Here is a 24,050-nt window from a genome sequence, read left to right on the forward strand (position 1 = left end):
CCTACCGTGGCCGCATGGGTGACGCGGTGGAACTGGAGGCGGGCGGCCGGACCGTACGGCTGTCCAACCCGGACAAGGTCTTCTTCCCGGAGCGCGGCTACACCAAGCTGGACCTCGCGCGCTACTACCAGGCGGTCGCACCCGGCATCCTGCGCGCCCTGCGCGACCGCCCCACGACGCTGGAGCGCTACCCGGACGGGGTGACCGGCGAGTGGTTCTACCAGAAGAGGGCGCCGAAGAACATGCCCGACTGGATCCCCACCGCCCACATCACCTTCCCCAGCGGACGCAGCGCCGACGAGATGTGCCCCACCGAGGAGGCCGCCGTGCTGTGGGCCGCCCAGTACGGCACCCTCACCTTCCACCCCTGGCCGGTGCGCCGCGCGGACGTCGACCGCCCCGACGAACTGCGCATCGACCTCGACCCGCAGCCCGGCACCGACTACGCCGACGCCGTCCGCGCCGCCCATGAACTGCGCGCCGTGCTCGACGAGTTCGGCGGACTGCGCGGCTGGCCCAAAACCTCCGGCGGACGCGGACTGCACGTCTTCGTCCCCATCGAGCCGCGCTGGACCTTCACCCAGGTGCGCCGCGCCGCCATCGCGGTCGGCCGCGAGATGGAACGCCGCATGCCGGAACAGGTGACCATCAAGTGGTGGAAGGAGGAGCGCGGCGCCCGCATCTTCCTCGACTACAACCAGACCGCCCGCGACCGCACCATCGCCTCCGCCTACTCCGTACGGCCCCGCCCGCACGCCCCCGTCTCCGCGCCGCTGCGCTGGGAGGAGGTGGGGGAGGCCCAGCCCGGCGACTTCGACATCACGACCATGCCCGCCCGCTTCGCCGAACTCGGCGACGTCCACGCCGACATGGACGAGCACGCCTTCTCCCTGGACGCCCTGCTGGAGCTGGCCAACCAGGACGAACGCGACCACGGCCTCGGTGACCTGCCCTATCCGCCGGAGTACCCGAAGATGCCGGGCGAGCCCAGGCGGGTGCAGCCCAGCCGGGCCAAGAAGGCCTGACCCGCAGGCGAGGGCGCCGGACGCCGGGCAGGGGAGTGCCCGCCGGGACGGCGACGGTGACCGCCCGGGACCCCTAGCCACATTAGGGGGGCGCGCGAGTAGGGGTTATCCCCCGGCCGGGCGGTCCGTAGCGTCGGGGCCCGTGACAGAACCGGAGGTGCCGGCCATCGCTCGCCTGGATGGAGCGGCTCACCTGGCAGAGCGGGGGGCGGCGTCATGGCGGTCGGTCGGAGCGAACGGGCCGGCGTGGGCATTCTCGGGACGGGCTCCTATCTGCCCTCCGGGATCGTCTCCAACGACCTGGTGGCCGAGCGCGCGGGCGTGACCGCCGCATGGATCCAGGACCGCACGGGCATCCGCAGCCGCCGCTACGCCGCCGCGGGGGAGGCCGCGTCCGACCTCGCCGTCGAGGCCGCGCGCGCCGCCCTGGACGCGGCGGGCCTCACCGCCGACCGGATCGGCCTGATCGTGGTCGCCACCTCCACCCCGGACCACCCGCAGCCCGCCACCGCCTGTCTCGTCCAGTCCCGGCTGGGAGCCCGGCACGCCGCCGCCTTCGACCTCAACTCGGTGTGCAGCGGCTTCGTCTTCGCGCTGGTCACCGCCGCCCGGCTGCTCGACCCGGCGGCACCCGGCGCGCGCCGGCACGCCCTCGTGATCGGAACCGACGTCTACTCGCGCATCGTCGACCCCGCCGACCGGCGCACCGCCGTGCTGTTCGGCGACGGCGCCGGTGCCGTCGTCCTCGGCCCGGTGCGCCCCGGGCACGGGCTGATCGCCGCCCGGCTGGCCAGCGACGGCGCCCGCCACGACCTGATCCACGTCCGGGCGGGCGGCAGCCGCGAACCGGCCTCCGCGCGGACCGTCGCCGAGGGCGGGCACTGGTTCCGGATGGACGGCCGGGGCGTCAGCGCCTACGTACGCACCGAACTGCCCCGGACCGTGCGGGAGCTGCTCGACCTGTACGACGTACCCGCGGACGCGGTCGACCACTTCGTCCCGCATCAGGCCAACGGAGTCCTGCTGCGCTCGGTGCTGCCCGACCTGGGACTGCCCCGGGCGCGGGTCCACCTCACCGTCGACGAGCACGCCAACACCGGCTCCGCCTCCATCCCGCTGACGCTCGACACCGTGCGGCGCCGAGGGGCGTTCGCCGACGGCGAGCTGGTGCTGCTGGCCGGCTTCGGCGGGGGCATGTCGCTCGGCACCGCGCTGCTGCGCTGGCAGGGCGACGCGGACGGTCACTGACACCCAGGCCCGTGAAAGGACTCAACGGCATGGCTCCGCTCTTCCCCACCGTCGCCGTGATCGGTCTCGGCACCACCGGAAGCCTCCTCGTGGACCTCCTGGCCCGCAGCGGGCGACGCGTCATCGGCCTCGACACCGATCCCGCCGCGCTGTCCCGCGCCCAGGACCGGCCCTCCGGCGCCGGAGTCTCCTGCACCACGCGGTACACGGACCTCGCCCCCGCCGAACTGGTGATCGAGGCCGTGCCCGAACGGCTCGCCACCAAGGGCGAGGTGCTCGCCCGGGCGAGCGGCGTCTGCGCTCCCGGCACGGTGCTGGCGACCACCACCAGCGGACTGCCCGTGATCGACGTCGCCTTCGCCGCCGGAGGGGCGGAGCACACCGTGGGACTGCACCTCTTCGCCCGCGACCGGGCCGGCGCGCCCACCGCCGTGGAGGTCGTCACCACCCCCATGAGCCGGCCGTCCGTCGCGGCCGCCGTCCGCGACCTGGTCGCCGACCTGGGCCACACCCCGGTCCCGGTCACCGACCGGGCCGGCTTCGTCGGCGGCGCGCTGACGATGGCCTACCTCAACAGCGCCGCGGTCATGTACGACCAGCGCTTCGCCTCCCGCGACAGCATCGACACCGCCATGACCCTCGGCTGCGGGCTCCCCCTCGGGCCGCTGGCCCAGCTGGACGCGCTGGGCCTGGACACGGTCCACGACACGCTGGAGGCGCTGTACGAGCGCACCGGCGACCGGCGCTATCTGCCCGCGCCCGTCCTGACGCACATGGTCGCCGCCGGTCTGCTCGGCCGGAAGTCCGGCCGCGGCTTCTACCGCTACGACGGCGACACCGGCGCGGACGTGGGCGACGACGGCGCCGGACTGCCGCCCGCCCGGCCCGTGCGCCGCGTCGGAGTCGTCGGCTCGGGGACCATGGCGGCCGGCATCGCCGAGGTCTGCGCACGCGCCGGACACCCCGTCACGCTGGCCGCCCGCAGCGAGCCGAAGGCCAAGGAGGCCGTCGCCGCCGTGGAGAGGTCGCTGCACCGGGCCGCCACGCGGGGCCGGCTGACCGAGCGGGACGTCAGCGCGGCGCTCGGACGGCTGACCGGCGCGGCCGGCGTCGACGCGCTCGCCGACTGCGACCTGGTCGTGGAGGCGGTCGCGGAGGACCTCGACGCGAAGCGGACGGTGTTCGCGATGCTGGACTCCGTGTGTCCGCCCGACGCCGTCCTGGCGACGTCGACGTCCAGCCTGCCGGTCGTCGCGTGCGCCCGCGCCACCGGCCGGCCCGAGGCGGTGCTCGGTCTGCACTTCTTCAACCCGGCCCCAATGATGCGGCTGGTGGAGGTGGCGCACACCGTACTCACCTCGCCGGGCACCCTGGCCACCGCGCACGCCTTCACCACCTCGCTGGGCAAACGCCCCGTGGCCTGCCGGGACCGGGCCGGCTTCATCGTCAACGCCCTGCTGTTCCCCTACCTCAACAGCGCGGTCGCGATGCTCGACGAGGGCCGGGCGACCGCCGAGCAGATCGACACGGTGATGGAACTCGGCCACGGCTACCCCATGGGCCCGCTGCGCCTGCTCGACGTGATCGGCCTGGACGTGTCGCTGGCCATCCAGCACACCCTCCACCGCACCTTCGGGGAGGACCACCTGGAACCGGCGCGTCCGCTGCGGCGGCTGGTCGGCGCGGGCCACCTGGGACGCAAGTCGGGACGGGGGCTGAGGACCAGCGAGGCGTGAGCGGGGCGGTGCCCGGCCGCTTCCGGAAAAACAGGTTGACGAATATCTTTCGTGACCGCGAATTGTAGTCGACGACCCTCTTCTGCGGGACCGGTGCGTCCGCTCGTTTTCGGTCGATTCAGACTCGAAATCTCAGCTGGCGGAACTTAGTTGACTGTTAACATGCGGTTCTGGTCGGGCAGCGGGGTGCCTGGTTAGGCTGTCGCAGCCCACACCCAATGTGGGAAGCACCGGCCATGAAACATGCTTTTTGTCGCTATCGGGGGTTGCGGGAAATGGCGTTAGCCGTAAGAGAAAACGGCCGATTTGGAGATCAGTTACCGGTTCTCCGCGGGATGCTCGCCCGCTGTCTTTCCGGTGAGGGCGGAATCGTCCTGGTGGAAGGGGCGGCCGGCTGCGGCAAGACACACGCCCTGGACACACTCACCGACCTGGGCATGAGGTCCGGCGCCTCGGTCCTCAAGCTGCGCGGGGCCTCGGCGGAGGCCGGGATCCCCCTAGCGACCCTGCGGCAGCTCCTGGAATGCCCGGAACTGCCCCGGGCCACCGCCGACCGCGTACGACGCGCCCTCGACCGGGGCGCCGACCACGCGACACCGCCGACGGCACGGCCCCGCCCCGCGGAGCCCGCCGAAATGCCCACCGGCTGGCACATTCAAGGCGCCCGCGAATTCCGCGTCGCCCTCTTCGAACTCGCCGCGCGGGTACCCGTCGTGATCTGCGTCGACGAGCTGGAGTTCGTCGACGCGGCCTCGCTGCAGTATCTGCTGCACCTCGCCGGCCGCTCCGACTCGGTACGCCTGCTGCTGGTCCTGGCCCGCACCCCGGGCAGCGAGCACAAGGAGGCGGTGTTCACCACCGAGTTGCTGCGCCAGCCGCATTTCCGGCGGATCCGGCTGCGCAGAATGACCCGCGAGGACACCGACCGGCTGGTGCGCACCGCGCTCAAGCCGCCACCCGGCACCCCGGTCGCCCCCGCCTGGTACGACATCAGCGGCGGGAACCCGCTGCTGCTGCGGGCGCTCACCGACGACCACCGCACCACCTGCGCCCCCGACGCGCAGCCCGGCGGCATCGAACCCGTCGTCGGCGACATGTTCGCCCAGGCCGTCCTCGCCTGCGTCTACCGCAGCGGACGCGCGGCCGCCCAGGTCGCCGAGGGCATGGCCGTGCTCGGCGCCTCGGCCACCGCCGACCTGCTGGGCCGGCTCCTCGGGCTGGCCCCCGCCGGGATCGCCCGCGCGGTGTCCGCACTGCGCCAGGCCGGACTCGCCGAGGGACACGCCTTCCGGCACCCGCACCTGGAGTCGACGGTCCTGGAGGACATCAACCCCGACCGGCGCTCCCGGATGCACCGGCGGGCCGCCGCACTGCTCCACCAGAGCGGCGAACACCCCCTCAGCGCGGCCCGCCACCTGCTGGCCGCCCACGCGTGCGACGAGCCCTGGGCGGTGCCCGTGCTGCGGGCCGCCGCCGAGCAGGCACTCGCCGACGACGACGCCAAGCTGGCCATGACCTGCCTGGAGGCCGCCTACGCGGCCTGCGCCGACCCCGACCTGCGGGCCGGCATCGGACTCGGCCTCGCCTCCATCATGTGGCGGCTCAACCCCTCCGCCTCCGAACGGCTGCTGGAGGAACCCCTCGCCGCGTACCGCGCGAACCGGCTGCCCGCCGCCCACATCGAACAGCTGCTGAAACTCCTCCTCGCCCACGGCCGGGTGGAGGAGGCCAAGAGCCTGCTCGGCGGCATCGGCGCCGCCACCCCGGGCGCGGCCCAGCCGAGCGCGCTGGCCCAGCTGCGCACGGCCGGCGAACTCGCGCACGGCGACCCGCCCCGGCCGGGACCCGGCACGCGGACGGACCGGGTCCCGCGGCAGCGCACCTCCTCCGCGCCCGCCGCCTCCCCGCTGGCGACGGCGTCCGCGGCCCTGTCCGGCTTCTTCGACGCCGACCACCAGGCCGAGGACCCGCCCGTCGCCGCTGCCGAACGCGCCCTCGCCGTCTCGCCGTTGACCGACGCCACCTTCGAGACCATCGTCAACTCCCTGAACGCGCTCGCCCAGGCCAACCGCCCCGACAAGGCCGCGCCCTGGTGCGACTCCTTCATGGAGGAGGCCAGACGCCGCGAATACCCGGGCTGGCAGGCCGTGTTCGCCTCGCTCAGGGCCGACATCGCCCTGCGCCAGGGCAACCTCCGCGACACCGAGAAATACGCCGGCCTCGCCCTGGACTGCGTACCCGGCGACGAAGGCAGCATCTTCCTCGGCGGCCCGCTCGCCAGCAGGATCCTCGCCTACACCGCCATGGGCCGGCACCGGCAGGCCGCCCGTGAACTGAGCAGGCCCGTCTCGGAGAAGCTGTTCCAGAGCGTGTACGGCCTCGGCTACAGCCGCGCCAGGGGACGCTTCTACCTGGCGACGAACCGGCTCAACGCCGCGCTCGGCGAGTTCCTCACCGTGGGCCGCCTGGCCGAGCAGTGGGAACTGGACCAGCCCTCGCTGCTGCCCTGGCGCACCGAGGCCGCGGAGGCCTGGCTCCGGCTGGGGGAGCGCGAGCGGGCGCAGGAGCTGATCCTCGACGAACTCGCCCGCAGCGGCCCAGGCGACTCCCGGGTCCGGGGCACGGCCCTGCGGCTGAAAGCGGCCGCCGGCGAACCCGACAAGCGCCCGCGGCTGCTGGCCGAGGCGGTGGAGGAGCTCCAGTGCTCCGGCGACCGCCTGGAGCTGGCCCGCACCCTCGGCTACCTCGGCCGCACCTATCTCGCCCTCGGCGACCGCGAGCGCGGCCGCTCGGTCAGCAGCCGCGCCTGGCAGATGGCCAAGGAGTGCGGCGCGGAGAAACTCTGCCTGAGCATCCGGATGGTGGTGGGCGACCCCAAATGGGGCGCCCCGGCGCCCGCCAGGGTCGTCACCGCGCAGGCGCCCGGCCCGCTGGAGCTTAAACGGGCCGGGGATACTCCGGGCGACTCCAAACTGAGCGAGTCGGAGGCCAGGGTCGCCGCGCTCGCCGTGGACGGATACACCAACCGGGAGATAGCCGCGAATCTCTACATCACCGTGAGCACGGTGGAGCAGCATCTCACCCGCGTCTACCGCAAGCTCAGGATAAGGAGCCGGCAGGAACTCCCGCTGGCCATGCGCACCAAGGTCGACGAGATCGCCTGACCCCCTATTCATCGGCACCCCTAAAAGGCCCCCGCGAACTGGAGCCGCGCAGAACGGCGTTGCTAGGTTCGCAGGCATGAAGGGAATAGTTCTGGCCGGTGGCACCGGAACACGGTTGCATCCCTTGACGCATGCCGTGTCGAAACAGATGCTGCCGGTCTACAACAAGCCGATGATCTATTATCCGCTCTCGGTTCTGATGCTCGGAGGCATCAGAGACATCCTGGTGATCTCCTCACCGTCCCAGATCGGCCTCTTCCGTACCCTGCTCGGTGACGGAAGCAGCCTCGGAATCTCCCTCGACTACGCCGAGCAGCCCCAGGCGAACGGAATCGCCGAGGCCTTTCTCATCGGGGCCGAACACATCGGGGACGACCCGGTGGCACTCGTCCTCGGGGACAACATCTTCCACGGCCCCGGCTTTTCCACGATGCTGCACGACGAGGTCAAGAACATCGACGGATGCGTGCTGTTCGGATATCCCGTCAAGGATCCCGAACGCTACGGCGTCGGTGAGACCGACCAGCGCGGGCACCTGGTCTCGCTGGAGGAGAAGCCCGCCCGCCCCAGGTCCAACCTCGCGATCACCGGTCTGTACCTCTACGACAACGACGTCGTGGAGATCGCCCGGGGCGTACGGCCCTCGGCCCGGGGCGAGCTGGAGATCACCGACGTCAACCGGGCCTACCTCGACCAGGGCCGGGCCCGCCTGGTCGACCTGGGCCGCGGCTTCGCCTGGCTCGACACCGGCACCCACGACTCCCTCCTCCAGGCGGGCCAGTTCGTGCAGGTCCTCGAACAGCGCCAGGGGGTGCGGATCGCCTGCCTGGAGGAGATCGCCTTCCGGATGGGCTTCATCGACTCCGCCGCCTGCTACGCACTTGGCAGCCGTCTGGCGAAGTCGGAGTACGGCGCCTATCTCATGGCCATCGCCGGCGCCGACCACTGAAGGATTCCCCATGCGCATAGTCGTGACCGGCGGTGCCGGCTTCATCGGATCCCACTTCGTACGCCGGGCCGCGTCCGGCGCCTACACCGGCGGCGAACTCCCCGAGATCGTCGTCCTCGACAAGCTCACCTACGCCGGGAACATCGCCAACCTCGACCCCGTCGGCGAGTCCCCCCTGCTGCGGTTCGTGCACGGCGACATCTGCGACCGGCCCCTGGTCACCGACGTGCTCAAGGGCGCCGACCTCGTCGTCCACTTCGCCGCCGAGTCCCACGTCGACCGGTCCATCGCCGGCTCCGAGGAGTTCGTACGCACCAACGTCCTCGGCACCCAGACCCTGCTGAACGCGGCCGCGGACGGCGACGTCGCCAAGTTCGTGCACGTCTCCACCGACGAGGTCTACGGATCCATCGACGACGGCTCCTGGACGGAGAGCGCACCCCTCGAGCCCAACTCGCCCTACTCCGCGTCCAAGGCGTCCTCCGACCTGCTGGCCCGCGCCTTCCACCGCACCCACGGACTGCCGGTGTGCGTCACCCGCTGCTCCAACAACTACGGCCCCTACCAGCACCCCGAGAAAGTCATCCCGCTGTTCGTCACGAACCTGCTCGACGGCAGGAAGGTGCCCCTCTACGGAGACGGCGCAAACGTCCGCGACTGGCTGCACGTCGACGACCACTGCCGCGGTATCGCACTGGTCGCGGAACGCGGCACTCCGGGCGAGGTGTACAACATCGGAGGCGGCACCGAACTCACCAACATCGGCCTTACCGAGCGCCTGCTGGAAATGCTCGGGGCCGACTGGTCGATGGTCCAGCGCGTGCCCGACCGGAAGGGCCACGACCGCCGCTACTCCGTCGACATCGGCAAAATATCCGACCAGCTCGGCTACCGGCCCCTGATTTCCTTCGAGCAAGGGCTCGCGGAGACCGTCGAGTGGTACGTGTCGCGCCGCGACTGGTGGGCCCCGCTCAAAAAAGCCGAACGCTCATACTGAGACGTTCCGAGCCCCATATCAACCCACCCCTATAGGGGTCGTCGGCCGCGGGCCCCGACGGTTAGCTTCGACGTAGATCATTGCCGCATCAAAGATTCGCACCTGGCTGCGACGAAAAGTCTGAGGTCCTGATGACGGAGAATTCCGCACTGCCCGAGGAGACCATCGCTGTCATCGGCATGGCGTGCCGGGTGCCGGGAGCGTCGACCCCGGACGCCTTCTGGCGACTGCTGAGCAGCGGGACGAGCGCCGTCACGGCCATCCCCGACAGCCGCTTCCGGCCCGGACCCGCCGAGGACCACCCCCGCTTCGGCGGGTTCGTCGAGACCCGCGCCGACGCGTTCGACGCCGACTTCTTCGGGATCTCCCCGCGCGAAGCAGCCGTGATGGACCCGCAGCAGCGCCTCGCCCTCGAACTGTGCTGGGAGGCCCTGGAACACGCCGGCATCGTCCCCGGCACCCTGCACGGCACCCGGACCGGCGTCTTCCTCGGCGGCTGCGCCGACGACTACGCCGCCCTCGTGCACCAGCAGGGCACCTCGGCCATCACCCCGCACACCCTGACCGGCCTCAGCCGCAGCGTCGCCGCCAACCGCATCTCCCACCTGCTCGGCCTCGGCGGCCCCAGCATGGCCGTCGACACGGGCCAGTCCTCGTCCCTGGCCGCCGTCCACCTCGCCTGCGAGAGCCTGCGCAACGGCGACAGCGACATCGCCCTCGCGGGCGGCGCCCAACTCAACCTCACCGCCGACGGCTTCACCGCCGCCGCCCGCTTCGGCGCCCTGTCGCCCGACGGCCGGTGCTTCACCTTCGACGCCCGCGCCAACGGATACGTCCGCGGCGAGGGCGGCGGCTTCGTCGTCCTCAAGCCACTGGCCCACGCCCTGCGCGACCACGACCCCGTCCTCTGCGTGATCCGCGGCTCCGCCCTCAACAACGACGGCGGCGGCACCAGCCTCACCACCCCCGACCGCCGGGGCCAGGAAGCCGTCCTGCGGGCCGCGCACCGACGCGCCGGCACCGACCCCGCCCACGTCCAGTACGTGGAACTGCACGGCACCGGCACCAGGGTCGGGGACCCGGTCGAGGCGGGCGCCCTCGGCGCCGTCCTGGGCACCGGCCGCGACCCGGGCACGCCCCTGGCGGTCGGCTCGGTGAAGACCAACATCGGCCACCTCGAAGGCGCGGCCGGCATCGCAGGACTCCTCAAGACCGCCCTCAGCCTGCACCACCGCCGGCTTCCCCCCAGCCTCAACTTCGAGACCCCCAACCCCGACATCCCCCTCGACGACCTCAACCTCCGCGTCCAGACCCGCCTCGACACCTGGCCCGACCCCGACGCACCCCTGCTCGCCGGCGTCTCCTCCTTCGGCATGGGCGGCACGAACGTCCACGTGATCCTGGAGCAGGCCCCGGAGCAGACGCCCGAGCCGCCCTCGGCCGCCGCACCCGGTGCGGTGCCCTGGGTGGTTTCCGGACGCGGAGCCGAGGCCGTACGGGCTCAGGCCGAGCGGCTGCGGGCGTTCGTCACCGAGCGTCCCGGACTGACCCCGGTGGATGTCGGGTTGTCCCTGGTCACGTCCCGTGCGGCGTTCTCGCACCGTGCGGTGGTGACCGGTTCGGACCGCGAGGAGCTGCTCCAGGGGCTGCGGCAGATCGCCGACGGTGTGGTCGAGCCCGGTGTGGCGGGTTCGGGTCGGACCGCGGTGCTGTTCACCGGCCAGGGCGCCCAGCGGCTCGGCATGGGGCGGGATCTGTACGACTCCTTCCCGGTGTTCGCGGAGGTCTTCGACGAGATCTGTGCCCTGTTCGACGTGGAGCTGCCCGCGCCTTTGAGGGGTGTGGTCTTCGGTGAGGACGGGGGTCTGCTGGACCGGACGGTGTTCACGCAGGCGGGGTTGTTCGCGCTGGAGGTGGCGCTGTTCCGGCTGGTCTCCTCTTGGGGGGTCGCTGCGGATTTCGTCCTGGGCCATTCGGTCGGGGAGTTGGCGGCGGCGCATGTGGCGGGGGTGTTCTCGCTGGAGGACGCGTGCCGTCTGGTGGCGGCGCGGGGCCGGCTGATGCAGGCGCTCCCGGCGGGCGGCGCGATGGTCGCGCTGCAGGCCGGTGAGGACGTGGTGCGTGTGCTGCTGGAGGGCTATGAGGACCGGGTGTCCATCGCGGCGGTCAACGGGCCGTTGTCGACGGTCGTCTCCGGTGACGAGGAGTCTGTCGTCCGGCTGGCGGAGCTGTCGGGTGTGAAGGCCAAGCGGCTGGTGGTCTCGCACGCGTTCCACTCGCCGTTGATGGAGCCGATGCTCGCGGAGTTCGAGCAGGTGGCCGCCTCTGTCACCTACCAGGCGCCCCGGTTGGCGGTGGTGTCGAACGTGACCGGTGCCGTGGCCGGGCCGGAGGACCTTGTGTCGCCGCAGTACTGGGTGCGGCATGTGCGTCAGGCGGTGCGTTTCGCGGACGGTATGCGGGCGCTGGAGGCGGCGGGTGTTCGGCGTTACGTCGAGGTCGGTCCGGGTGGTGTGCTGTCCGCGATGGGCCAGGAGTGCGTGGACGCGGGGGCGTTCGTGCCGCTGCTGCGCAAGGATCACGCGGAGCCCGAAAGCCTGATGGCCGGGATCGGGCAGCTCTTCGCCGACGGCGGTCCGGTCGACTGGGCGGAGGTGTTCGCCGGGCGTGGCGGCAGGCGGGTCGAGCTGCCGACGTACGCCTTCCAGCGCCGGCGTCACTGGCTGGACACCCTGAACGCCGGGGAGGACGACGACGAGGCCGGCGCGCCGCAGTCCTGGCGGGAGCGGTTCGCGGCACTGGGCGGCGCGGCCGAGCGGGAGCGGGCGGCGCTGGAGCTGGTGCGGGTGCACACGGCCCGGGTGCTCGGCCACGCCCGGCCCGAGGCCGTCGATCCCGAACGCGTCTTCAAGGACGCCGGCTTCGACTCGCTGATGTCCGTGGATCTGCGCGACCGGCTCGGCACCGCCGCCGGTGTCCGTTTCGCCGGAACGATTCTCTTCGACCACCCCACTCCGCTCGCCCTGGCGCGCCACGTCGAGGAGGTGCTGCGGGGGACGTCGTCCGACGCGGCCCCGGAGCCGGCCGTGAAGCGGGCGTCCGCGGACGACGAGCCGATCGCGATCGTGGCGATGAGCTGCCGGCTGCCCGGCGGCGTGTCCTCCCCGGAGGAGCTGTGGCGGGTGCTCGCCGACGGCACGGACGTCGTCGGCGGGTTCCCCGGCACGCGCGGCTGGGATCTGGAGGGCCTCTACGACCCCGACCCGGAGCGGCACGGGACGTCGTACGTGCGCGAGGGCGGGTTCCTGCACGAGGCGGACCGGTTCGACCCGGCGTTCTTCGGGATATCGCCGCGCGAGGCCCAGGCGATGGACCCGCAGCAGCGGCTGCTGCTGGAGACGGGCTGGGAGGTCCTGGAGCGGGCCGGCATCGACCCGACGTCCCTGAAGGGCAGCAGGTCCGGCGTCTTCGTCGGGCTCATGCCGCAGGACTACGGGCCACGCATGGAGGACGCGGTCGAGGGGTTCGAGGGCTACCTCCTCACCGGCAGCACGACCAGCGTCGCCTCCGGGCGGATCGCCTACACCCTCGGCCTGGAGGGTCCCGCGGTCACCGTCGACACGGCCTGCTCGTCGTCGCTGGTGGCGATCCACCTGGCCTGCCGCTCCCTGCGCGAGGGCGAGTGCTCCCTGGCACTGGCGGGCGGGGCCACCGTGATGTCCAGCCCCGGCATCTTCGTGGAGCTCAGCCGTCAGAAGGCGCTGTCGCCGGACGGCCGCTGCAAGGCGTTCTCGGCGGACGCCGACGGCACCGGCTGGGGCGAGGGCGTCGGCATGGTGCTGCTGGAGCGGCTGTCCGACGCACGCCGCAACGGGCACCGGGTGCTGGCGGTCGTGCGCGGCAGCGCGGTCAACCAGGACGGCGCCTCCAACGGCCTGACCGCCCCCAACGGCCCCTCCCAGCAGCGCGTCATCCGTCAGGCCCTGGCCGACGCCGGCCTCACGGCCGCCGACGTGGACGCCGTCGAGGCGCACGGCACCGGCACCTCGCTCGGCGACCCGATCGAGGCGGGCGCGCTGCTGGCGACGTACGGCAAGGACCGCCCCGAGGACCGCGACCCGCTGTGGCTCGGCTCGCTCAAGTCGAACATGGCGCATCCGCAGGCGGCCGCCGGTGTCGCCGGCGTGATCAAGATGGTGCTGGCCATGCGCCACGGGATGCTGCCCAGGACCCTGCACGTCGACGAGCCCACGCCGCACGTCGACTGGACGTCGGGCGCGGTCGAACTGCTCACCGAGGCCCGCGACTGGCCGGACACCGGCCGCCCCCGGCGGGCGGGAGTCTCCTCCTTCGGCATCAGCGGCACCAATGCCCACGCCATCCTCGAACAGGCCCCGGACCAGCCGGAGCCGTCGGACGAGCAGGCCGGACCGGCGCCGCGGGCCGTGCTGCCGTGGATGCTGACCGCCCGCACCAAGGACGCCCTGACGCAGCGGGCCCGGCAGCTGCACGACCACCTCACCGCCCACCCCGAGCTGCGCCTCGCCGACGTGGGAGCGGCACTGGCCACCACCCGGGCCGCCTTCGCGGAGCGGGCGGTCGTCGTCGGGTCCGACCGGGAGGCGTTCCTCACCGGCCTCCGCGCCCTCGCGGACGGCGACACCGCACCCCACGTCGTCGTCGGCACCGCGGGCGGCCCCGCCCGCAAGGCCGTGTTCGTCTTCCCCGGACAGGGCTCCCAGTGGGAGGGCATGGCGAGGGAACTGTGGGAGACCTCCCCGGTGTTCGCCCAGCGGTTCGAGGAGTGCGCCGCCGCCCTGGAACCCTTCCTCGACTGGTCGCCGCTCGACGTGCTGCACGGCAGGCCCGACGCGCCCTCCATGGACCGGATCGACGTCGTCCAGCCCATGCTGTTCGCGGTCATGGTCGCGCTGGCCGCCGTATGGCGCTCGTACGGCGTCGAACCGGCCGCCGTGGTGGGCCACTCGCAGGGCGAGATCGCCGCCGCACACGTGGCCGGCGGACTGTCCCTGGCCGACGCCGCGAAGGTCGTCGCCCGGCGCAGCCAGGCCTGGGCCACGCTCAGCGGCAAGGGCGGCATGCTGTCGGTGCTCGGCACGGCGCGGGAGGTCGAGGAGCGGCTGGAGCCGTGGCGCGAGCGGCTGGGCATCGCCGCCGTCAACAGCCCCGAGACGGTCACGGTGTCCGGCGACCCCGAGGCGCTCGACGCCCTGGAGGCCGCGCTGCACGCCGAGGGCATCCGCTCGCGCCGGGTCCCCGGCGTCGACACCGCGGGACACTCCCCGCAGGTCGACGGCCTGCGCGAGCGCATGCTGCGGGAGGCCGCGGGCGTACGGCCCGGGCCGTCCGGCGTCGCCTACTACTCCACGGTGACCGGCGGTCCGCTCGACACACGGCAACTGGACACCGACTACTGGTACCGGAACATGCGCGAGCCCGTCGACTTCGAGGCCGCCACCCGCGCCCTCCTCGACGACGGGCACACCGCGTTCATCGAGTGCAGCCCGCACCCGATGCTCGCCCTGTCCATCCGGCAGACCGCCGAGGCCGCCGGCCCGGACGTCGCCGTCACCGGCACCCTGCGGCGCGACTTCGGCGGCGAGGACCGCTTCGTCACCTCCTTCGCCGAGGCCTGCGCGCAGGGCGTCGAGCCCGACTGGGAGGCGGTGTTCGGCCCGGCCGCGACGCACCCCGTCGACCTGCCGACCTACCCCTTCCAGCGGCAGCGGTACTGGCTGGACCGGCCCGCCGCGACGAGCGACGTCGCCTCGGCGGGCCTGGAACCGGCCGAACACCCGCTGCTCGGCGCGCTCGTGGACCTCGCCGGCGCCGACGGCCACCTGTTCACCGGGCGGATCTCCGCCGCCGACCACCCCTGGCTGACCGCCGCCCCCGGCGACCCCGCCGTCCTGCCCGGGGCGCTGTTCGCCGAACTGGCCACCCGGGCCGGGGACCGCGCCGGCTGCGGCCGCCTGGAGCGGCTCACCGTGCACACATCGGCGGCCCTGCCCGAACGCGCCGCACACGTCCTCCAAGTACGCGTCGGCGCACCCGGTGACGACGGCCGGCGCGAGGTGAGCGTCCACGGCCGGCCCGAGGGCGCCGAACCCGACGAGCCGTGGACCCGGCACGCCACCGGCACCCTGGCCGAAGGCCCCGGGGCCGCCCCCGGCTTCGACCTCGCCGTCTGGCCGCCCGCCGGAGCCGAACCCCTCACCACGCCCGGCGACGCGGTCGCCGCCTGGCGGCTCGGCGACGAGATCTACGCCGAGACCGGCCTCACCGACACGGAAGCCGCCGACGCCCCCCGCTACGGACTGCACCCGGCCCTGCTCGAAGCCGCACTCACCGCCCGGGCCACGGCCGACGGCAGCCCCGACGAGCCCCGGCTCACGCACGCCTGGACCGGCGTCCGCCTCCACGCCGGCGGCGCGACAGCGCTGCGCGTACGGCTGACACCCAACGGGACGGACGCCGTGGGCGTCCAGGCCGCCGACACCACCGGCCGGCCCGTCCTCACCGTCGACGCCCTCGCCGTGCGCCCCCTCACCGACACCGAGACCGGCGGCGCCCGCCCCGCCCACCACGCCTCCCTGTTCCGCGTGGACTGGCCGGCCCTGCCCGCCCCGGCGGCACCGGCCACCCCGCTCACCTGGGCGGTCGTCGGCGACGACCCGTTCGACGCACTCGGCGCCCTGGACGCCGTACGCCTCGACGAGACCCTCGCCCGGTCCGCCGGCACCCCCGCACCCCAGGTGGTGCTGGTGCCCTGCGCGCCGCTCGACGGCGACCTCGCCGAGGCCGCCCGCACCGCCGCCCACCGCGCACTGGACCTCGTCCGGCGCTGGCTCGACGACGAGTGGTCCGCCACCGCCCGGCTGGCGTTCCTCACCCGCGGCGCGGTCGCCGCCCACGACGGCGACGACCTCCCGGACCCCGCCCACGCCGCCCTCTGGGGGCTGGTGCGCTCCGCGCAGACCGAGAACCCCGACCGCTTCCTGCTGATCGACCTCGACGACCACCCGGACACCCCCGCCGCCCTCGCCGGCACCGTCGCCGCCGCCCTCGCCTCCGGCGAACCGCAGTGCGCGATACGCGCGGGCACACCGCACGCCCCCCGGCTCGCCCGCGTGGCCGCCGACCCCGACCGCACCGCGCCCGAACTCGACCCCGCCGGCACCGTCCTCGTCACCGGCGCCACCGGCACCCTCGGCGGACTGGTCGCCCGGCACCTCGTGACCACCCACGGGGCACGCCACCTGCTGCTCGTCAGCCGCAGCGGCGCGGATGCCCCCACCGCCGCAGAACTCGGTGCCGCACTGGCCGAGTCGGGCGCCGAGACCGTCACCTTCGCCGCCTGCGACACCGCCGACCGGACCGCCCTCGCCGCCCTCCTCGACGGCATCCCCGCCGACCACCCCCTCACCGCCGTCGTGCACGCCGCGGGCGTACTCGACGACGGCGTGGTCGACGCCCTCACCCCCGAACGCCTCGACCACGTCATGCGGCCCAAGACCGACGCCGCCGTCCACCTGCACGAACTGACCGCAGGACACGACCTGTCGGCGTTCGTCCTCTACTCCTCCGTCGTCGCCACCATCGGCAACGCCGGACAGGCCAACTACTCCGCCGCCAACGCCTTCCTCGACGCCCTCGCCCAGCACCGCCGGGCCCGCGGGCTGCCCGCCCAGTCCCTCGCCTGGGGCCTGTGGGCCGAGCGCAGCGGCATGAGCGGCCACCTCGCCGACACCGACGTACAGCGCATGGCACGCACCGGCATCCAACCGCTCGACAGCGCCGAGGGCATGGGCCTGTTCGACACGGCGCTCACCGTCGGCGACGCCCACCTGGTGCCCGTCCGCCTCGACCTCGCCGCACTGCGCCGGCGCGCCGCCCAGGACACCACCGCCCAGGACCCCGTGCCCGCCCATCTGCGCGGCCTGATCCGCACCCCCGTACGCCGCACGGTGACGGCCGCCTCCACCGAAACCGCCGAGACCTCCCTGGGCCGCAGGCTCGCCGCCCTCGGCACGGCCGAACAGAAGACCTTCCTGCTCGACCTCGTGCGCGAACACGCGGCCTCCGTCCTCGGCCACGCCTCACCGCAGGCCATCGAACCCGGGCGGGCCTTCCGCGAGGTCGGCTTCGACTCGCTCACCGCCGTCGAACTGCGCAACCGCATCAACGCCGCCACCGGCCTGCGGCTGCCCACCACCCTCCTCTTCGACTACCCGACCCCCGCCCTCCTCGCCGACCACATCCGGCGCGAGGCCGTCGGCGAACAGGAACAGACCGCCGCGGCGGCCCCGCACCCCGACCGGACCGGCGCCGACGACGATCCGATCGTCATCGTCGCCATGAGCTGCCGCCTCCCCGGTGGCGTGACCACCCCCGACGACCTGTGGGACCTCGTGGCCGGCGGCCGCGACGTCATCTCCACCTTCCCCACCGACCGCGGCTGGGACGTCGAGAACCTCTACGACCCCAACCCCGAAGCACACGGCCGGAGTTACGCCAAGGAGGGCGGATTCCTCTACGACGCCTACGACTTCGACCCGGAGTTCTTCGGCATCTCCCCGCGCGAGGCCCTCGCCATGGACCCGCAGCAGCGGCTGCTGCTGGAGACCGCCTGGGAGGCCGTCGAGCGGGCCGGCATGGACCCCACCACCCTCAAGGGCACCCGCACCGGCGTCTTCATCGGCACCAACGGCCAGGACTACGCGGCCCACCTGCGCGAGATGCCCCGCGACCTGGAGGGCTACCTCCTGACCGGCAAGGCCGCCAGCGTCGTCTCCGGCCGCATCGCCTACGTCCTCGGCCTGGAGGGGCCGGCCATCACCGTCGACACCGCCTGCTCCTCCTCCCTCGTCGCCCTTCACCAGGCCGCCCAGGCCCTGCGCCAGGGCGAGTGCGAGATGGCCCTCGCCGGAGGCGTCACCGTGATGTCCACGCCCAGCCTGTTCATCGAGTTCAGCAGGCAGCGCGGCCTGTCCCCGGACGGACGCTCCAAGGCCTTCTCCGCCGACACCAACGGCACGAGCTGGGCCGAGGGCGCCGGCATGCTCGTCCTGGAACGCCTCTCCGACGCGCACCGCAACGGACACCGGGTGCTGGCGGTGGTCCGGGGCAGCGCCGTCAACCAGGACGGCGCCTCCAACGGCCTCAGCGCCCCCAACGGCCCCTCGCAGCAGCGCGTCATCCGCCAGGCCCTCGCCAACGCCGGCCTGACCACCGCCGAGGTCGACGCGGTGGAGGCCCACGGCACCGGCACGGTCCTCGGCGACCCCATCGAGGCGCAGGCCCTGCTCGCCACCTACGGACAGGACCGCGAGGACGGCCGCCCGCTGTGGCTCGGCGCCCTCAAGTCCAACATCGGCCACACCCAGGCCGCCTCGGGCGTCGCGGGCGTCATCAAGACCGTCCTCGCCCTCAACCACGCCACCCTCCCCAAGACCCTCCACGTCACCGAGCCCACCCCGCACGTCGACTGGACCGCGGGCGCCGTGGAACTCCTCACCGAGGCCCGCGACTGGCCGGACACCGGCCGCCCCCGCCGCGCCGGCGTCTCCTCCTTCGGGATCAGCGGCACGAACGCCCACGTGATCCTTGAGCAGGCTCCCGAGCAGGCCCCCGAGCAGACGCCCGAACCTCCCGTTTCCGCCGCACCGGGCGCGGTGCCCTGGGTCGTCTCGGGCCACGGCCCGGAGGCGGTCCGCGCCCAGGCCGAGCGGCTGCGGGCGTTCGTCACCGAGCGTCCCGGACTCAGCCCGGCGGATGTCGGGTTGTCCCTGGTCACGTCCCGCGCGGCGCTCTCGCACCGGGCCGTGGTGACCGGTTCGGACCGCGAGGAGCTGCTCCAGGGGCTGCGGCAGATCGCCGACGGGGTCGTCGAGCCGAGTGCCGCGAGTGCGGGCCGGACCGCAGTGCTGTTCACCGGCCAGGGCGCCCAACGGCTCGGCATGGGAACGGACTTGTACGACTCCTTCCCCGTGTTCGCGGAGGCCTTCGACGAGATCTGCGCCCTGTTCGACCTGGAGCTGCCCGCGCCGCTGAAGGACGTCGTCCTCGGCACCGACGGCGGCCTGCTGGACCAGACCGTGTTCACGCAGGCGGGGTTGTTCGCGCTGGAGGTGGCGCTGTTCCGGCTGGTGTCCTCGTGGGGTGTCGAGCCCGACTTCCTGCTGGGCCATTCGGTCGGTGAGCTGGCGGCGGCGCATGTGGCGGGGGTGTTCTCGCTGGAGGACGCGTGCCGTCTGGTGGCGGCGCGGGGCCGGCTGATGCAGGCGCTCCCGGCGGGCGGCGCGATGGTCGCGCTGCAGGCCGGTGAGGACGTGGTGCGTGGGCTGCTGGAGGGCTATGAGGACCGGGTGTCCATCGCGGCGGTCAACGGGCCGTTGTCGACGGTCGTCTCCGGTGACGAGGAGTCCGTCGTCCGGCTGGCGGAGCTGTCGGGTGTGAAGGCCAAGCGGCTGGTGGTCTCGCATGCGTTCCACTCGCCGTTGATGGAGCCGATGCTCGCGGAGTTCGAGCAGGTGGCCGCCTCTGTCACTTTCCAGGCGCCCCGGTTGGCGGTGGTGTCGAACGTGACCGGTGCCGTGGCCGGGCCGGAGGATCTTGTGTCGCCGCAGTACTGGGTGCGGCATGTGCGTCAGGCGGTGCGTTTCGCGGACGGTATGCGGGCGCTGGAGGCGGCGGGTGTTCGGCGTTACGTCGAGGTCGGTCCGGGCGGTGTGCTGTCCGCGATGGGCCAGGAGTGCGTGGACGCGGGGGCGTTCGTCCCGCTGCTGCGCAAGGACCGTCCCGAGGCGGAGAGCCTGATGGCCGGGATCGGCCGGTTCTTCGCCGACGGCGGTGCCGTGGACTGGGCGGAGGTGTTCGCCGGGCGTGGCGGCAGGCGGGTCGAGCTGCCGACGTACGCCTTCCAGCGCCGCCGCTACTGGTTCGAGTCGCCCGCCGTCCCCGAGCCGAACGCCCGCCCGGCCGGCCTGGAGTCGCTGGAGCAGCGTTTCTGGGAGGCCGTCGAGAGCGAGGACCCGCAGACCGTCGCTGCGGCGCTCGACATCGACCCGCGTACCCCGCTGGGCGATCTGCTGCCCACCCTGTCCACATGGCGCCGACAGCAGAGCGACCGAGCGGTGATCGACGCGTGGCGGTACCGGATCGCCTGGCATCCGCAGGCCGTCCGGCCGCGTCCGGCGCTGACCGGCACCTGGCTGGTCGTACTGCCGGAGCACCCGGCCGGCGACGACCTGCGGTACGCCGCCGTACTGGAGGCGCTTCGTGAGCGCGGGGCGCGGGTCGTGCCGGTCCGCCTGGCGGACACCGGCCGCGAGACGGCGGCCGCGCTGCTGCGGGAGGCGGCGGCCGACGTCGCGGCACCGTACGGGGTGCTCTCGTTGCTGGGCCTCGACGACGCCCCGCACGCCGCGTATGCCTCCCTGTCGGCCGGCCTCGCCCTGAACCTGACGCTGATCCAGGCCCTCGGCGACGCCGGGCTCGGCTGCCCGCTGTGGCTGGCCACGTGCGGCGCGGTGTCCGTGGGCGAGTCCGACCCGGAGGCAGCCCCGGCGCAGGCCGCGGTCTGGGGTCTGGGCCGGGTGGCGGCCCTGGAGCACCCGCAGCGCTGGGGCGGGCTCGTCGACCTGCCCGCCGCCGTGGACGGACGTACGGCCGACCTGCTGTGCGCTGCCCTGTCGGGTGTGGAGGGCGAGGACGGAACCGAGGACCAACTGGCCGTGCGGCAGGCCGGGTTGTTCGCGCGGCGACTGGTCAGGGCACCGCACCGCGCCACCGCCGCGGACCGATGGACCCCGCACGGCACGGTGCTGATCACCGGCGGCACCGGCGGACTCGGCGCCCATGTGGCACGCCGGCTCGCCCGCACCGGAGCCGACCACCTCGTCCTGGTCAGCCGCCGCGGTCCCGCAGCGCCCGGAGCCGCCGGGCTGCGCGAGGAACTCGTCGCCCTCGGCGAGGGCCGGGTCCGTGTGACGGTCGCGGCCTGCGACATGGGCGACCGGGCGGACGTGGCGGCGCTCGTCGCACGCGTCACCGCCGACGGCGGCCCGGTGCGGGCCGTGTTCCACGCGGCCGGCGTGGTGCGGTTCACGCAGATCGATGACAGCACCCCGGAGGACTTCGCGGCGATGGCCGAGGGCAAGACCGCCGGTGCCGCCCTCCTCGAAGAACTCCTCGACCCGGGGCACCTGGAGGCGTTCGTGCTCTTCTCCTCCATCGCCGCTACCTGGGGCAGCGGCGGCCAGAGCGCCTATGCCGCCGCCAACGCCTGGCTCGACGCGTTCGCCGAGCGGCGCGCCGCACGCGGCCTGCCCGCCACCTCCGTGGCCTGGGGCCCGTGGGCCGACCACGGCATGATCGAACAGGGCGAGGTAGAGGAGCACCTCAACAGGCGCGGCCTGCCCGCGATGGCCCCCGACCGGGCGGTCGACGCGCTCATGGAGGCGCTGCGGGCAGGGGAGACCACCCTGGTGCTGGCCGACGTGCGCTGGGACCGCTTCGTGCCCGGCTTCACGGCCGCGCGGCCCCGGCCGCTGATCGGCGGCCTCCCGGAGGTGCGCGCCGCCCTCGCGGCGACGGCGCCCGCCGAGGCCGGGCCCGCGAACGAGGGGCCCGCGCTCGCGGAGACCCTGGCCGGACAGCCGCCCGCGGAGATCGGCCGGCGCCTGCGGGACCTCGTGCGTGCGCAGGCCGCGGCCGTCCTCGGCCACTCCTCGGCAAACGCGGTCGGCGCGGGCCGCGACTTCAAGGAACTCGGCTTCGACTCCCTGACGGCCGTGGAGCTGCGCAACCGGCTCACCGCGGCCACGGGGCTTGACCTGCCCGCCACGGTGGTCTTCGACTACCCCGCCCCGGAGACGCTCGCCGAGTTCCTGGCGACCGAACTCGGCGCGGCCGGAGCACCGGACCCCACCCAGGTCTTCGACGACCTGGACCGCTGGCAGGCCGCGCTGCCGGCGCTCACCGCGGACGACGGCGTGCGCACACGCCTGGTCGAGCGGCTGCACGACCTCATGGCACAACTGGGCGAGGCGCCCGGGCAGACCTCCGCGAACGGCGGCGTCGACGGCAAGCTCCTGGCCGCCACCGCCGACGAGGTCTTCGACTTCATCGACAACGAACTCGGGGCGTCCTGATGGCGAACGAAAACGAAGAGAAGCTCCTCGGCTACCTCAAGCGCGTCTCGTCCGACCTGCACCAGGCGCGCCGGCAGCTCGACCGCCACGAGGCCGCCGAGCGCGAGCCCATCGCGATCGTCGGCATGGGCTGCCGGTTCCCCGGCGGCGTGACCTCGCCCGAGGACCTGTGGGACCTGGTCGCCGACGGCCGCGACGCCGTCGCCGGCTTCCCGGACGCCCGCGGCTGGGACCTCGACGGCCTCTACGACCCCGACCCGGGCAACTCCGGCACCTGCAACACCCGCCAGGGCGGATTCCTGTACGACGCCGACCGGTTCGACCCCGCCTTCTTCGGCATCTCGCCGCGCGAGGCGCTGGCCATGGACCCGCAGCAGCGCCTGCTGCTCGAGGTGTCCTGGGAGGCCCTGGAGCGGGCCGGCATCGCCCCGAACTCCCTCAAGGGCTCGAAGACCGGCGTCTACGTCGGACTGGCCTCCTTCCAGTACGGCGGCGACCCGCAGCACGCCCCCGGCAGCGTCGAGGGGCATCTGCTCATCGGCAACGTCTCCAGCGTGGCCTCCGGGCGCATCTCCTACACCCTCGGCCTGGAGGGACCGGCCCTCACCCTCGACACCGCCTGCTCGTCGTCGCTGGTCACGCTGCACCTGGCCGCGCAGGCACTGCGCCGCGGCGAGTGCTCGCTCGCCCTGGCCGGCGGTGTCGCGATCATGTCGACCCCGGGCGTCTTCGTGGAGTTCAGCCACCAGCGCGGCCTGGCACCCGACGGCCGCTGCAAGGCGTTCTCGGCCGACGCCGACGGCACCGGCTGGGGCGAGGGCGCCGGCATGCTCGTCCTGGAGCGGCTGTCCGACGCGCGCCGCAACGGACACCGGGTGCTGGCGGTCGTGCGGGGCAGCGCGGTCAACCAGGACGGCGCCTCCAACGGCCTCAGCGCGCCCAACGGCCCCGCGCAGCAGCGGGTCATCCGCCAGGCCCTCGCCGCCGCCGGACTGACCACGGACGACATCGACGTCGTCGAGGCCCACGGCACCGGCACCACCCTCGGCGACCCCATCGAGGCCGGCGCCCTCCTCGCCGCCTACGGAAAGGGCCGTACGCCCGGACACCCGCTGTGGCTGGGCTCGCTCAAGTCCAACATCGGGCACACCCAGGCGGCGGCCGGGGCCGGCGGTGTCATCAAGATGGTGATGGCGCTGCGCCACGGCCTGCTGCCCCGCACCCTGCACGTCACCGAGCCCTCGCCCAAGGTCGACTGGTCCGCGGGCGCGGTCGAGCTGCTCACCGAGGCGCGTGAGTGGCCGGAGGCGGAGCGTCCGCGCCGGGCGGCCGTCTCCGCGTTCGGAGTGAGCGGAACCAACGCCCATGTGGTGCTGGAGCAGGCCCCGGAGACCGACGAGCCGGCCGCGGAGACCGGGCGTGACTCCGTCGTCGGCGGTGCGGTGCTGCCGTGGGTGCTGTCGGGCCGGAGCGAGGCGGCCCTGCGCGGACAGGCCCGCCACCTGCTCACCCGCGCGGCCGAGGCCGACCCGGCCGACATCGCCCACTCCCTGGTCACGACCCGCGCGCTCTTCGAGCACCGTGCCGTGATCGTCGGGCCCGACCGCGCCACCCTCGTCTCCGGCCTCACGTCCCTTGCCGACGGAGCCCCCGCTGCCACGGTCGTCCAGGGTGCTGCCGTCGCGGATGCCCGTCCGGTGTTCGTGTTCCCGGGTCAGGGGTCGCAGTGGGAGGGGATGGCCGCGGAGTTGTTGGA

General features: G+C 73.6%; 8 protein-coding genes. All 8 read left to right on the forward strand.

Annotated features, from left to right (window positions below; translation table 11 throughout):
- Positions 1-14: 14 nt before the first annotated feature.
- Entirely contained in the window at positions 15-1,025 is a 1,011-nt protein-coding gene (ligD, locus tag ACIGXJ_RS36615; protein ID WP_399655126.1) for a non-homologous end-joining DNA ligase, read from the forward strand.
- Between the two features lie 216 nt (positions 1,026-1,241).
- A complete protein-coding gene (locus ACIGXJ_RS36620) occupies positions 1,242-2,273 on the forward strand; it encodes a 3-oxoacyl-ACP synthase III family protein (RefSeq protein ID WP_399655128.1) in 1,032 nt (343 codons plus the stop codon).
- Between the two features lie 29 nt (positions 2,274-2,302).
- Positions 2,303-4,009, forward strand: coding sequence for a 3-hydroxyacyl-CoA dehydrogenase family protein (locus tag ACIGXJ_RS36625; protein WP_399655130.1), 1,707 nt, complete (start codon positions 2,303-2,305; stop codon positions 4,007-4,009).
- Positions 4,010-4,284: 275 nt separating this feature from the next.
- Complete coding sequence (locus tag ACIGXJ_RS36630; RefSeq protein ID WP_399655132.1) at positions 4,285-7,173, forward strand: AAA family ATPase; 2,889 nt, start codon at positions 4,285-4,287, stop codon at positions 7,171-7,173.
- Between the two features lie 76 nt (positions 7,174-7,249).
- Positions 7,250-8,122 (forward strand): glucose-1-phosphate thymidylyltransferase RfbA, encoded by an 873-nt coding sequence (gene rfbA / locus ACIGXJ_RS36635; RefSeq protein ID WP_399655134.1) that lies wholly within the window; start codon positions 7,250-7,252, stop codon positions 8,120-8,122.
- A gap of 10 nt (positions 8,123-8,132) precedes the next feature.
- Positions 8,133-9,119: a dTDP-glucose 4,6-dehydratase gene (gene rfbB / locus ACIGXJ_RS36640; RefSeq protein ID WP_399655136.1), complete on the forward strand. Its 987-nt coding sequence runs from the start codon at positions 8,133-8,135 to the stop codon at positions 9,117-9,119.
- A 131-nt stretch (positions 9,120-9,250) separates the two neighbouring features.
- Positions 9,251-22,294: a type I polyketide synthase gene (locus ACIGXJ_RS36645; RefSeq protein ID WP_399655138.1), complete on the forward strand. Its 13,044-nt coding sequence runs from the start codon at positions 9,251-9,253 to the stop codon at positions 22,292-22,294.
- On the forward strand, positions 22,294-24,050 hold a 1,757-nt coding region (locus tag ACIGXJ_RS36650), incomplete at its 3' end, for a type I polyketide synthase (RefSeq protein ID WP_399655141.1). The genes ACIGXJ_RS36645 and ACIGXJ_RS36650, both read left to right, overlap by 1 nt.

Source organism: Streptomyces sp. NPDC053367, from assembly GCF_044545925.1.
Taxonomy (GTDB): domain Bacteria; phylum Actinomycetota; class Actinomycetes; order Streptomycetales; family Streptomycetaceae; genus Streptomyces.